11 protein-coding genes are annotated in these 12,827 nt (G+C 54.1%); 10 read left to right on the forward strand and 1 reads right to left on the reverse strand.

The features are described 5' to 3' along the window. Positions 1–118 precede the first annotated feature (118 nt). From FYJ84_RS00680 to FYJ84_RS00715, 8 genes are all read left to right on the forward strand, one after another. Positions 119–1,438 carry a flagellin N-terminal helical domain-containing protein gene (locus FYJ84_RS00680; RefSeq protein ID WP_154405106.1) on the forward strand — a complete coding sequence of 440 codons (1,320 nt, stop codon included), beginning with the start codon at positions 119–121 and terminating at the stop codon, positions 1,436–1,438. 232 nt (positions 1,439–1,670) lie between these two features. After that, positions 1,671–2,660 (forward strand): efflux RND transporter periplasmic adaptor subunit, encoded by a 990-nt coding sequence (locus tag FYJ84_RS00685; protein WP_154405108.1) that lies wholly within the window; start codon positions 1,671–1,673, stop codon positions 2,658–2,660. 10 nt (positions 2,661–2,670) lie between these two features. Beyond that, the gene (locus tag FYJ84_RS00690) at positions 2,671–4,296 is read left to right on the forward strand and encodes an ATP-binding cassette domain-containing protein (RefSeq protein ID WP_235901288.1); all 1,626 of its coding nucleotides are present in this window, start codon (positions 2,671–2,673) and stop codon (positions 4,294–4,296) included. Continuing rightward, positions 4,289–5,476 (forward strand): ABC transporter permease, encoded by a 1,188-nt coding sequence (locus FYJ84_RS00695; RefSeq protein WP_154405110.1) that lies wholly within the window; start codon positions 4,289–4,291, stop codon positions 5,474–5,476. Before FYJ84_RS00690 ends, FYJ84_RS00695 begins: the two co-directional genes overlap by 8 nt. A gap of 24 nt (positions 5,477–5,500) precedes the next feature. Further along, on the forward strand, positions 5,501–6,688 hold the full coding sequence (locus tag FYJ84_RS00700; RefSeq protein ID WP_235901289.1) for an ABC transporter permease: 1,188 nt from the start codon (positions 5,501–5,503) through the stop codon (positions 6,686–6,688). A gap of 19 nt (positions 6,689–6,707) precedes the next feature. Beyond that, positions 6,708–7,388: a TetR/AcrR family transcriptional regulator gene (locus tag FYJ84_RS00705; RefSeq protein WP_154405112.1), complete on the forward strand. Its 681-nt coding sequence runs from the start codon at positions 6,708–6,710 to the stop codon at positions 7,386–7,388. A 60-nt stretch (positions 7,389–7,448) separates the two neighbouring features. Beyond that, positions 7,449–7,646 (forward strand): hypothetical protein, encoded by a 198-nt coding sequence (locus FYJ84_RS00710; RefSeq protein ID WP_154405114.1) that lies wholly within the window; start codon positions 7,449–7,451, stop codon positions 7,644–7,646. Between the two features lie 149 nt (positions 7,647–7,795). Then, a complete protein-coding gene (locus tag FYJ84_RS00715) occupies positions 7,796–9,154 on the forward strand; it encodes a sodium-dependent transporter (RefSeq protein WP_154405116.1) in 1,359 nt (452 codons plus the stop codon). Between the two features lie 56 nt (positions 9,155–9,210). Here FYJ84_RS00715 and FYJ84_RS00720 read toward each other — a convergent pair whose 3' ends face one another. Beyond that, complete coding sequence (locus FYJ84_RS00720) at positions 9,211–10,047, reverse strand: DUF4931 domain-containing protein (protein ID WP_154405118.1); 837 nt, start codon at positions 10,045–10,047, stop codon at positions 9,211–9,213. A 214-nt stretch (positions 10,048–10,261) separates the two neighbouring features. On the opposite strand from FYJ84_RS00720, the gene FYJ84_RS00725 reads away from it, so the two are divergent. Together FYJ84_RS00725 and FYJ84_RS00730 are read left to right on the forward strand one after the other, a co-directional pair. Then, positions 10,262–11,935, forward strand: a complete 1,674-nt coding sequence (locus FYJ84_RS00725; RefSeq protein WP_154405120.1) for a putative polysaccharide biosynthesis protein — start codon at positions 10,262–10,264, stop codon at positions 11,933–11,935. Positions 11,936–11,940: 5 nt separating this feature from the next. Then, positions 11,941–12,810 carry a diacylglycerol/lipid kinase family protein gene (locus FYJ84_RS00730; RefSeq protein ID WP_154405122.1) on the forward strand — a complete coding sequence of 290 codons (870 nt, stop codon included), beginning with the start codon at positions 11,941–11,943 and terminating at the stop codon, positions 12,808–12,810. Positions 12,811–12,827 lie beyond the last annotated feature (17 nt).

Genomic DNA, 12,827 nt, shown 5'->3' on the forward strand with positions numbered 1-12,827 from the left:
TGGATTTTCTCATATTGTGTACGTTTTTATATGTTTTTGCAGTTTGGATTTGTGATTTTAGCTTGCAACTGAAGCTGTTAATCTGCAATTTGTAGTGGTTTACAAGGACGGGATAACCATGAAGAATAACTTTGTTTGCTCACTGAGCATTTTGAATGTACTAAATCGCAACTATGCCGCCATGCACAAGAGCATGCTGCGGATTGCCACAGGACGGAAGATAAACAGCGTGGCAGATGATCCATCGGGCTGGGCTATAGGTCAGCGCATGAGCGTGGAGATAAGATGCCTGGACCAGGCCAGGCAGAATGCCCAGAACAGCCAGAGCATGATGAAGGTGGCAGACGGGGCACTGTCCTCCACTATAGATATTCTGCGCACCTTGAAGGAAAAGGCCATTGCTGCCGCCAACGGCACCATGACGGATGCAGACAGGCGCAACGTGCAGAAGGAGTTTGACCAGTACATTGACCAGATAGATGACAATGCCCTGGTGACCTTTAACGGCCAATACCTGCTGGATGGCTCCCACAACAGTCAGGGCAGTGCCACCAAGCAGTCCTTCACCAATCAGAGCCTGGCAGAAGATACCACATTTTCCACCAAGCTGACGGATTTGCAGTCCAGGGCGGGCCAGGACTTGAACATTCAGGACACTGATAAGGTAAGCGTTTCCTACGTGAAGGATGGCAAGACCTGCACCACCAGCTTTGCTGCCAAGGATAAAACCCTGGGTGACATCTTCAAGGAAGCCAACAGGCTGAACAATAATGCCGGTGTCTTTGAAGCTGCTAATCTGGATTCGGCAGATACTACCAATGTCATAGGTACTGATGCCAACGGCAATGAGGTGAAGACTGCCAGCGGCAAGAACGGCATTACGGTGCAGGCGAAGGATAAGGGGCTGGATGGTGCTTTGGGCGGCTTTACCATCAGCGTGACGGACAGCCAGGGCAATGTGAAGAAGACGGTCAATGCGGTGCTGGATGATTTTACGGAAACCATTGAGGCGCGGAACGGCTGTGGTGACAATGCCCTCTATACCCAGACCGGCACCAAGGCGAACCAGGGCATCAAGCTGGGCATCGGCAATATGACCGCCTATGGGCTGGGGCTCAAGGGCAGTGATGGCAGCGTGCTGAGTGTGGGCACCCAGGAGGCTGCCAATGCAGCGATTAATGTGCTGGACAATGCCCTGAACAAGGCACTGGGGCAGTCCACCACCATCGGTGCGGTTTCCAGCCGCATGGATTACACCATCAGCAACCTGACAACCCAGAGCGAGAATCTGACCAGTGCTATGAGCGTCATCATGGATGCGGATATGGCAAAGGAAATCATGGAATACGCCAGAAACAGCATTTTGGTGCAGGCGGCACAGGCCATGCTGGCTCAGTCCAATCAGAATGCAGCCTGGTTCCTCAGTTTGCTTAAATAATATTGAAAAAGGTGAATTTATCAGCAGGGTAGTTCTGTTGGTATCATAAAAATGCAGCAAAGTTAGCAAAGTGCAGTTGTTGGAGAATAATTGGCTCCGGCAGCTGCACTAATTTTTTATCAAGAAAACAAGCCAAAATTCAAATTTCAATTTGAATTTTGGCTGATGGTGTGATACAATAAATTCAAATTAAAATTTGAATTACAACGTAAGCAACATGGGAGGTAATATCATGGCAGCAAAGAAAAAGGCGGTTTTATTTTTAGCAGCCTGCCTGCTGGGGCTAGCGGCATATCTGTATCATGCTTTCTGCCAGCAGGACAATCAGGAGGAACTGGTCTTGCAGGGCAATGTAGATGTGCGTGAGGTGTCCCTGGCTTTCCGTCAGAGTGACAGGATACTGGAAATGCTGGCAGAGGAAGGTGACAGGGTGCAGAAGGGGCAGGTGCTGGCCAGGCTGGATACCCGGGAGCTGGAGCTGCAGCTGCAAAGGCTGAATGCAGAGATTGCCGCCCAGCAGAGCACGGTGGACAAGCTGCACAACGGCACCAGGCCGGAGGAAATCCGCCAGGCGGAGGGTAATCTCCGTCAGGCACAGGCAGCGGCGGAGCATGCCGCCGGTGTCTATCAGAGGAAGCGTGACATATATACCAGCATCGCTGGTATCAGCCAGCAGGAGCTGGACAATGCCTATCATGATATGGAGGCAAAGCAGGCCACCATGTCTGTGGCAGAAGCGGCGTTGCAGGAAGCGAAAGCCGGTCCTAGGCAGGAGGATATTGCCGGAGCAGAGGCAGGCTTGCAGGCACTGAGGAATGAGCAGCTGCGCTATATCTACCTTTTGTCCCAGTATGAGCTGCAGGCACCTGATGATGGTGTCATTCGTTCCCGTCTTTTAGAGGCCGGGGATATGGCATCTCCATCCAGGCCTGTGTTCAAGCTGTCCCTGCCGGGCAAGAAATGGGTGCGTGCCTATGTGCCGGAGACGGAGCTGGGCAGGGTATACGAAGGACAGCAGGCACGGGTGTATATTGACAGCCTGCCGGGCAAGGCAATCGATGGGCAGGTAGGCTATATTTCCGGCACAGCCGAGTTTACACCGAAGCAGGTGCAGACGGAGGAGCTGCGTACTTCCCTTGTTTATGAGGTACGGGTTTATGTGGATGATGCAGATAATGTGCTGAGGCTGGGCATGCCGGCCACAGTCAGGATAGTGCGCTGAGGTGAGGGAAATGTCAGGAAACAGGTTGCAGGCAGCTGCCGGGGAAAATCATCTCAGGGTATCAGCAGAGGAAATGGGAGAGTCAAGGAAGCTCATGGTGTCCGGCGTGGTGCTGCAGGATGTGAGGCTGGAGGTGGCAGCCGGGGAGATAACCGCCCTTGTGGGCCCGGATGGCGCCGGGAAGACCACCCTCATGCGGATGGTGTGCGGCCTTTTGCCACTGGGAGAGGGCAGCCATTTGCAGGTGGCAGGTATGGATGTGGCCAGGGAGCCTCAGAGGGTGCAGTCCCTCATCAGCTATCTGCCTCAGAAATTCGGCCTGTATGAGGATTTGACCGTGCAGGAAAACATTGACCTGTATGCGGATTTGCACGGGGTGCCGCAGGATACCAGGGAAAAGCGTGTAGGCAAGCTGCTGGCTATGACGGAGATGTCCTGGTTTGCGGACAGGCTGGCTGGCAGGCTGTCCGGGGGCATGAAGCAGAAGCTGGGGCTTATCTGTACCCTGGTCAGATCCCCGGAGCTTTTGCTGCTGGATGAACCCTCCGTGGGGGTGGACCCCCTTTCCCGGCGTGAGCTGTGGGAAATCCTCTTGCAGCTGGTGCAGGAGGAAAGGCTGACGGTGCTGGTCAATACCGCCTACGGCGAGGAAGCAGAACGCTGTCAGATGGTCTACATGCTGGACAAGGGCAGGCTGCTGGCAAAGGGAACCCCGGCCGAATTGCAGGAGGACTGGCCAAGGGGGCTAAAGGGCATGAACGGCGCAGGCGTCAGGCGGACAGCCGGTCAGCAGGCTGTAGGGGAGGCTGAGGGGCGGTCTGTGGCGGCACCGGCTGCTATGGCAGAAATGGCAGGGGCAGAGGATAAAAGCACGGCAGAGGCAGATATCATTGTCCATGATTTAGTCAAGCAATTCGGGGATTTTACAGCTGTGTCCCATACCTCATTCAAGGTGTACAGGGGGGAGGTCTTTGGCATGCTGGGCCCCAATGGCGCCGGGAAAACCACTACATTCCGTATGCTGTGCGGCCTGCTGCCGGCCACCTCCGGGGAGCTTTTTGTGGGGGGAGTAGATGTGCGCCGCCACAGGAACAAGGCCAGGGAGGGCATCGGCTATGTGGCGCAGAAGTTTTCCCTCTATGGAAACCTGACGGTGCAGGAGAATTTGCATTTTTATGGCGGCATATACGGCCTGTGGGGCAGGAAGCTCTCCCGGCGCATTGATGAGGTGGTGGGGGAGTTCGGCCTTTCGGAAAAGCTTGGGCAGGTGGCAGACAGCCTGCCCCTGGGCTACAAGCAGCGGCTGTCCATGGCGGCGGCACTTTTGCACAGGCCGAAAATCCTGTTTCTTGATGAGCCCACCAGCGGCATTGACCCGGAGGCAAGGCAGAATTTCTGGCAGCAGATTGCCAGGCTGTCAGCTGCCGGTACGACGATTATTGTCACTACCCATTTTATGGAGGAAGCGGAGTATTGTGACCGCATCATGATTCAGGACCACGGGGAAATGCTGATTCTGGGCAGCCCGGAAGAAATCCGCCGGCGGCTGGGAATGCCGGGGGCCGGTATGAATGAGATTTTTATTGCCATCGTGGAACAGGCAAGGCAGCAGGAAGGAAGTGGCAAGCATGGCTGATAAGTCATTCAGCCGGAGAGGGCTTGGAATACCGGCCGAAGCTGGCAGGTCATTTAGCCCGGGGCGGCTTTGGGCACTGGTGAAAAAGGAATTTTTGCAGATCAAAAGGGACAGCAGCACCTTTTTGATGGGGGTGGTTCTGCCCATTATCCTGATCATCATCATGGGCTTCGGCATGTCTCTGGATGTGCGGAATGTGCCGGTGGCGGTAGTTCTTTTAGACAGCTCCCCCACAGCTAGGTCGGCTGTGAGTTTTGTGGAGGGCTCCGAGTATTTTTCGCCTCACTATGTTACCAGCATGAAGGAAGCGGAGAAAATGCTGCTGTCCCATGAGGTGCATGCCGCCGTTGTGGTGCCGGGGGACTTTGCTGCCAGAGCAACCACAGGCGGGGCAGAGGTGCAGGTGCTCCTAAATGGAGTGGAGGCGATTACCGCCATGTCCGCCCAGCGGTATATTGAGTCGGCGGTGCTGGCATGGGCTGCCAATAACGCCTTGTCGGCCTCATACGGTCAAGCAGGGACAGCTGCCGTGGGACAGGCAACAGTGGTAAGCCGGGTGTGGTTCAACGATGCCAATACCAGCACCTGGTTTTTCGTGCCGGGCATCCTGATGATGGTCATGACGCTATGCGGCGTGTTCCTGACGGCAGTGGTCATGGCCCGGGAGTGGGAGCGGGGAACATTGGAAGCCATCTTTGTCACCCCGGCCAGCCTTCTGGAAATCGTGCTGTCCAAAATCATCCCCTATTTCTGCGTGGCCTTTATCGGCTTCTGCCTGTGCCTGGTGGTGGGGCGTGTGCTGTATGATTTGCCCATGCGGGGCTCCCTGGCGGTGATTTTATTTGCCTCCATGCTGTATATCATCGTGGCATTGGGGCTGGGGCTGACCATTTCCGCCGTGACCAAGAATCAGTTCCTTGCCTGCCAGGTTTCCATGCTGGTGAGCTTTTTGCCCTCCATGATGCTGTCAGGCTTTCTCTTTGATTTGCATTCAGAGCCCTTGGCCATCCAGGTCATCAGCCAGATTTTTCCTGCCACCCATTATTTACAGCTGATAAAATCCTTGTTTTTGGCTGGCAACTACTGGCCGCTGATTGTGGAAAAGTGCCTTTTGCTGGCTGGCTATGGGGGGCTGTTTATCGGGCTGGCCTTCCGGCTGACGAAAAGAAGGGTTGGGTGATGATGATGGCAGGAGCAAGAAGGTTTGGGTGATGACGATGGCAGGATTAAGAAGGGGTGGATGATGACGATGGCAGGATTGTGGCAGGAAAAGCTGGTGGTTTTTGTGCGCCGCCTGCTTTTTATGTGCCAGAAGGAGCTTTTGACTACTTTGAAGGACAAAAGGATGCGGGCCATGATGGTGGTGCCTGCCCTGATGCAGGGTTTTTTGTTCGGCTATGCCGCCAGCTACAACCTTGATAATGTACCCTATGCTGTGGTAGATGAGTCCCACAGCGAGGCTTCCCGGAGCCTTCTGGGGCACTTTGCCGGTTCCGGCTGCTTTCAGCAGGCGGCTTATCTGACCAGCCCCCATGAGCTGGGCAGCTTGATTGATAGTGAGCAGATTATTATGGCGGTGGTGATACCCCGGGACTTTGAGCAGAAGCTGCAGCGGGGTGAGCTGGCAGAGGTGCAGGTAATAGCCGATGGCAGGAACAGTTCCGTAGCCGGGATGGCAACAGGCTATGCCGGGCAGGTGGTGGCGGCATGGAACCGGGAGCGGCTGGCGGAGGCAGGCCTCACCGGGGGACAGGTGGAGGTCAGGAGCCGTACCTGGTTCAACCCCAATCAGATTACACGCTGGATTTTTTCCCCGGGGCTGATTGCCATGATTGCCTTCGTGCAGGTGCTGCTGCTGGCCGGCATGTCCATTGCCCGGGAAAGGGAGCAGGGCACTTTTGACCAGCTGATGGTTACGCCCCTGTCCCCGGCGGAGATTTTGCTGGGCAAGGCGGTGCCACCCATGCTGATCGGGCTGGTGCAGAGCACGATTCTTTTCTGCATCGCCAGGTTCTGGTTCCAGATACCTTTTGCAGGCTCTCTTGTGACCTTGTATCTGGCACTGATACTTTTTATTTTCAGCCTGATTGGCGTGGGGCTGATGATTTCCGCCATTTCAGATAGTATGCAGCAGGTCATGGTATACTTGATGGTGCTGATGATGCCCATGGTGCTGCTGTCGGGGCTGACAACGCCGGTTATCAACATGCCTGATGTTTTGCAGTACGCCACTTATGCAGACCCATTGCGATTTGCGGTGGATGCGGTGCGGCGGATTTATCTGGAGGGGGCGGCGGCAGGTGAGCTGCTGGGGGATTTTGTGCCCCTGCTGATTATCGCTGCCGTAACCTTGCCTTTGTCGGGCTGGCTGTTTTATAATAAAACTGTGTAAAAGGTCAGGTGGGTATTTTATGAACATGGAAAATAAAAAAACAGGAAGCCTGAAAAAAGGTGAACCTAAGAGGCAGCAGCGGGATGACGGCAGGCAGACACGGGAAAGGCTTTTGGAATGTGCCGGTATCCTGGCGGCCCAGAAGGGCTTTTCCCTGGTGACCAGCAAGGAAATCTGCCAGATGGCAGGGACGAACCTGGCGGCCATAAACTATCATTTTGGCAGCCGCGAGGGGCTGTATGAGGCTCTTTTGTATCAGATACACCAGTTCATGGTCAATGAGGACAGCCTCCGGGAGATTGCCAGCAGGGACAGCTCCCCCAGGGAGAAGATTTCGGCCCTGGTGGACATGGTGGCGGAGCAGGCATGGAGCAGGGAAAACTGGCAGATGCAGGTCTGGAGCCGGGAGGTTATGCACACGGATCAGTCTGCCCATGTCAGCGCGGTGCTGATGCAGGTGGTGAAGGTGAAGGGAAGCCTGGCCCTGAAGCTGTTCAGCGATTATACGGGGCTGGCCATGGACGATATCAGGCTGTACATCTGCTTTTTCTGCTTTATGGCGCCTATACTGCTGGTGACTTATGGCAAGCACAGCAATATTGAGTATCAGAAGATGGTTCATATCAGCTGCAGTGACGGGGAGCTTTTGAGCCATATCAAAAAGTTCTGCTTTGCAGGGCTGGACAGCTATAGAAAATGATTAGGTTGGGGATAGCCAATCCCCCTATATATTTTTGCAATATGCAAGGGAGTGGTGGTAGTGAGGTTTGAAAAGGATTTTACCAGCAGGCACCGGCTGAAGGAATGGCTGGAGTCAAAGTCCTGGAAATTTGACAGCATGGAGACTTTTTACGACTGGCTGGAAAAGTTTATTGACGAGGGAAATATCCTTGCGGTGCGAGGGGAGTACATTGATTTTCAGGACTGTGTGGATGTGCTGGACAATCCCGAGGCATGAATGGATAGCATAGCTGCCCTGCCTGCCATGCCTGGTATCTGCCGGGTGCTTTCTTTTTGTATACATAGAACAAATTTCATTTGCATACTTGTCTGTTTTATATTACAATACTGACTTGTGAATGTTTTTGTGTAGGAGGAAAGTTTTAGATGGCGCGTGAGTCCTTTAATTCCCGTATCGGGTTTATTCTGGTTAGTGCCGGTTGTGCCATCGGCATAGGCAATGTATGGCGGTTTCCTTATGTGGCAGGCGAGAATGGCGGCGGCTTTTTTGTGCTGTTTTATCTCCTGTTCCTGCTGATTATGGGGCTGCCGGTGCTGACTATGGAGCTGGCTGTAGGGCGGCATACCCGAAAGAGTGCGGTGAGTGCCTACCGGGTGCTGAAGCCGGAGAATAAGCTGTGGCAGCTCCACGGCTGGGCTGCCCTGGCAGGCAATATCATCCTGATGCTGTATTATACCACGGTGTCAGGCTGGATGATGACGTATTTTTTCAAGTTTTTGCAAGGTGAGTTTTACGCCGGCCAGTCCGTTGAGGAGGTAGGCGGCGTGTTCAACAGCCTGCTGGCAAGTCCTTTGGAGATGGCTTTCTGGACGGTGCTGACCATTGTCCTTGGCTTTTTTGTGTGCAGCTTTGGCTTGCAGAAGGGACTGGAGCGTGTTACCAAGGTGATGATGGGGGCACTGCTGGTGCTGATTGTGGTGCTGGCGGTACATTCCCTGACCTTGGAAAGGGCTGCGGAGGGCATGAAGTTCTTTCTGATGCCCAACTGGGATATTGTGGAGCATGTAGGCTTTGGCAATATGATTACTGCCGCCATGAATCAGGCGTTTTTCACCCTGTCTTTGGGTATCGCTTCCATGGAGATTTTTGGCAGCTATATGTCCAAGGCTCATGGACTGGCTGGGGAATCTGTCCGCATCTGTGCCCTTGATACCTTTGTGGCTATTATGGCAGGCATGATTATTTTCCCGGCCTGCTTTGCTTTCGGCTTGCGGCCTGATGCCGGTCCGTCCTTGATTTTTATTACCCTGCCTAACGTGTTTGTGAACATGTCAGGGGGGCAGCTGTGGGGCAGCCTGTTTTTCCTGTTTATGACTTTTGCCAGCCTGTCTACGGTGCTGGCGGTGTTTGAAAACATTATAGCTTTGTTCATCGATACCTTTGGCTGGAGCCGCAAGAAGGCGGTCATCTTTAACGGCATTTTGATTCTGGTGGGCAGCATGCCGTGCGTGCTGGGCTTCAACGAGTGGAGCCATGTGACGCTGCTGGGGGACAGGGGGATTCTGGACAGCGAGGACTTCATTGTCAGCAACCTGCTGCTGCCGGGCGGTTCCCTGATTTATCTTTTGTTCTGCGTCAGCAGGTATGGCTGGGGCTTTGACAATTATTTGCAGGAGGCGAATATTGGCAGCGGCATGAAGATTTCCTGCCGATGGAAGCCGTATTTGCAGTATGTGCTGCCGGTAATGCTGTTCTTCATCTTAGCAAGAGGCTTGATTACCTAAAAAATATGACAAAAAAATTGGGACTGTTGCGTTGGTGGCAGTCCCAATTTTTTGTATCAATAGTTCAATATCTTCTCCCTGAGGGCAGCAGCTGTCTGCTCCTTGTTGGTAGGGCTGAGATGGATGTTGTAGCCGATAAAGAGCGGCGAGGTAGGGTAGCGCGGCATCAGGCGCACATGCACCCTGCCCTCGTAGATGTAGAAGAAGATATTGTAGCTGAAGCTCTCCCTCTGATGGATGTCCCTGAGAAAGGACACGCCCCCCTGGATGTAGTCCGCCAAAGCGTTCATGGCTGCTGGCAGGGGCAGGGGTGCCGGTGACTGCTCAGTGCCGTCAGCGAAGCTCACCTTGTCGGAGTAGGCAGCTGGCAGCAGATTGATGTTGATTTCCGTAAAGCCCACATGAGGCTGGGTGGCAATATTTATCTCCACGCCGTTTTTTTCTGCTACCTGGATGCCGTCAAACTCCTTCGGGTCATACATCAGCTCCGGCTGGATTTCCGGAAAGCCCACAATCTGCATGTGGGGATGGCGGATTGTGCCGCCGGAGAGAGGGCCGAAGTTCTTGAACAGCACCACTGCCTTGTAGTCACCGGAGTTGGTCATGGTGAGCCAGTGGCGCAGGGCGAAGCGGATAAGCCTGTGCATGTGCTCCGGGGTGTAGTCGGGAATGTCGCTTTCGCACTGGTCAGTTTCAATCAGCACCAGCTGGTCCGAGGGCACCATGACATTGTACTTGTTTTTCAGCAGGATGATATTGCCCTCGGTGGCCAGGATGCCGGTCAGGTTTTCCACATCGCAGAAAGGACAGGTGCTTTGATTGGGCAGGCCCGGGATGGTGCGGGGTTTCTTTCTGCCCACGGAAATGTTGAAGTCAAGTAAGTTTACGCTCATGTGTAAGGAATCCCGGCTTCATCAGGCAGCCGGGCTCCTGCCTCCTCTCAAAAAAATAGTCTGCTTGCAGAGTTTTGTATTAGATGATATAATTTTGCTGTTATAGTGTAAGATGGAGAGGCTATGTTTATAGCCCTTTCTTAATTATAGCTAGATTAGGAAGGATTTGCAACTGAGGCAAATCCCACTAAAAAGGCGGTGAAGGTTTCTCGTTATGCAGGAAAAAGAAGTTGATGAGAAGAAAAAATCCAGCAAGGCGGAGTCCTTTCTGAAGGGCACCCTGATTCTGACGGTTGCTGGTGTAGTGGTGAAGGTTATCGGTTCCCTGAACTGGATTTTTGTGTCTAGAATCCTGGGGGGCGAGGGTATCGGGCTGTACCAGATGGCATTTCCGATTTACTTTTTTGCCCTCAGTGTCTCTACGGCAGGGGTGCCGGTGGCGATTTCCATCATTACGGCAGAGCGGGTGGCCCTGAAGGATATTTTCGGGGCAAAGCGGATTTTCAGGATTTCCATGTCCCTGATGTTTGTGACGGGCTTGATTTTTACTGCCCTGACTTATTTTGGCGCCCAATGGCTGATTGACTGGCACTTCATCCGGGATGCCAGGGCATACTGGTCCGTGGTGGCACTGGCACCGGCGATTTTCTTCGTGACGCTTCTGGCAAGCTCAAGGGGATATTTGCAGGGCTGGCAGCGCATGACGCCAACGGCTGTCTCCCAGATTGTGGAGCAGATTTTCCGGGTTGTCACCATGATTTTGTTCGCCAGCCTGTTTTTGCCCTGGGGACTGGATTTTGCGGCGGCAGGTGCCAGCCTGGGTGCCTTTGCCGGTGCAGTGGCCGGCCTTCTGGTGCTGGTGTATTTCCACTGGAAGCTGGAAAGGGACATCAAAAATGAGTATGGCAGGGATATAAAGCCCCTGCCGGAGTCGGAGCGTTCCTCCACCTGGAAGATTATCAAGCGTATTTTTGCCCTGTCTCTGCCGGTGTCCGCTGCCAGCATCATGCTGCCGGTGGTGTCCAACCTCGACCTGGCCATCGTGCCCCAGCGGCTGGAGGTGGCAGGCTACAGCGTCAACGAGGCCACGGAGCTGTTCGGCTATCTTACGGGCATGGCTGTGCCACTGGTGAACCTTGCCACCATCCTGACGGCTTCCCTGGCGGTCAGCCTGGTACCGGCCATTTCCAAGGCACGGGCCTTGAAGGATGACAAGCTGGTATTCAGCCAGACGGCTTCCGGGGTGCGCATTTCCAACTTTGTGTGCTTCCCGGCCTTTGTCATCGTCTTTGTGCTGGCAACGCCGATTTCCACCTTGATTTACAATGCGCCGGGGGCAGGTCCTGCGGTGCTGGTGTCTTCCTTCAGCATTGTGCTGCTGGGCTTGCATCAGGTTTCTACGGCAGTTTTGCAGGGGCTGGGGCATCCTTCCATCCCTATGGTGAACATGATTATTGCCGCCGGTTTCAAGGTAGTGCTGAACTGGGTGCTGACGGCACAGCCGTCCCTGGGCATCATGGGTGCGGCCTGGGCTACGGCTGCCGATATGGGTGTGGCGGCCATCATCAATATGTACTTTATCCATCGCTATATAGGCTACCGGATTGAGCTGCCTCAGTTTATCAAGACCATTGCGGCTGCGGCGGTCATGGCGGTTTCAGTTTATTTCTTCTACGGCTTTACCATGGAATGGTGGGGCAGCAACGTATTTTCCACCTTTGCAGCCGTGCCTGTAGGCTGCATCGTATATCTAGCAGTGCTGCTGGTCATTGGCGGCATGCTGGAGGAGGATATTGCCCGCATTCCGATGATTGGTGCCTACAGCATCAGGGCATTGAGGCGCATTGGCGTGTTCAAGGACACAACTTCTGGCAAGGAGGCTGCCTGATTGTTATGAAAAAGATTGTACTGGTATATAATCCCGTGTCCGGTAAGGCGAAGTTCAAGCGCAGCCTGGACAATATTATTGGCAAGCTGCAAAGGCGGGGCTGCATGGTGATACCTTACCGCACTACCCCGGAAAATAAGGATCTGGCGGAGTTCATCCGCCAGGCGGAGCCGGAGGGCGTTATTGCGGCAGGGGGCGATGGCACCGTCCATGAGGTGGTAAATCTCGTCATGCATGAGGGCTTTGATGTGCCTGTGGGCATTATCGGCAGCGGCACATCTAACGATTTTGCCACCTATCTGCGGCTTGATACAAAGGAATATTTTGACAGGATTGCTCAGGGGAAGGTGATGGAAGTTGACCTGGGCAAGGTGGGGGATGAATACTTCATCAATGTGGCCAGTGCCGGTATGGTGACCTCCATTGCCCACGAGGTGGACACCAAGCTGAAAAATACCTTCGGCAAGCTGGCCTACTATGTGCAGGGGCTGAAAACCCTGCCCCAGTTCAAGGCACTGGATGTTACCATCAGGACGGAAGATGAGGAAATCCGGGAGAAGGTTTTCCTGTTCCTGATTGTGAACAGCAGCGTGGTGGCAAGCTTCAAGAACGCAGCGAAGCTGGCCAGCGTGCAGGATGGCAAGCTGGACCTTTTGCTGGTGAAGCAGTGCAATATTGCGGAGCTGATGACCTTGACGGCAGAGCTGCTGGCTGGCAAGGATGTGACGGGGCGCAAGGAGGTCATCTATCGCCAGGCGGCAAATTTTGAGGTGTCCTGTGATACGGAGCTGGTCAGCGACCTGGACGGGGAGCTGGGGCCGAAGCTGCCGCTGAAAATCGAGACCATTCCCAAGGCTCTGAAGCTGTTTTACTAAGCCTTGCAGGCTGTTTG

The organism is Anaerovibrio slackiae (assembly GCF_009695585.1).
GTDB classification, from domain to species: Bacteria; Bacillota; Negativicutes; order Selenomonadales; family Selenomonadaceae; genus Anaerovibrio; species Anaerovibrio slackiae.

Excerpts from the sequence above, each read along its gene's own strand:
- FYJ84_RS00725 (WP_154405120.1), top strand. The coding sequence starts at position 10,262 with ATGCAGGAAAAAGAAGTTGATGAGAAGAAAAAATCCAGCAAGGCGGAG.
- FYJ84_RS00705 (WP_154405112.1), top strand. The coding sequence starts at position 6,708 with ATGAACATGGAAAATAAAAAAACAGGAAGCCTGAAAAAAGGTGAACCT.
- FYJ84_RS00715 (WP_154405116.1), top strand. The coding sequence starts at position 7,796 with ATGGCGCGTGAGTCCTTTAATTCCCGTATCGGGTTTATTCTGGTTAGT.
- FYJ84_RS00680 (WP_154405106.1), top strand. The coding sequence starts at position 119 with ATGAAGAATAACTTTGTTTGCTCACTGAGCATTTTGAATGTACTAAAT.
- FYJ84_RS00695 (WP_154405110.1), top strand. The coding sequence starts at position 4,289 with ATGGCTGATAAGTCATTCAGCCGGAGAGGGCTTGGAATACCGGCCGAA.
- FYJ84_RS00730 (WP_154405122.1), top strand. The coding sequence starts at position 11,941 with ATGAAAAAGATTGTACTGGTATATAATCCCGTGTCCGGTAAGGCGAAG.
- FYJ84_RS00720 (WP_154405118.1), bottom strand. The coding sequence starts at position 10,047 with ATGAGCGTAAACTTACTTGACTTCAACATTTCCGTGGGCAGAAAGAAA.
- FYJ84_RS00685 (WP_154405108.1), top strand. The coding sequence starts at position 1,671 with ATGGCAGCAAAGAAAAAGGCGGTTTTATTTTTAGCAGCCTGCCTGCTG.
- FYJ84_RS00690 (WP_235901288.1), top strand. The coding sequence starts at position 2,671 with ATGTCAGGAAACAGGTTGCAGGCAGCTGCCGGGGAAAATCATCTCAGG.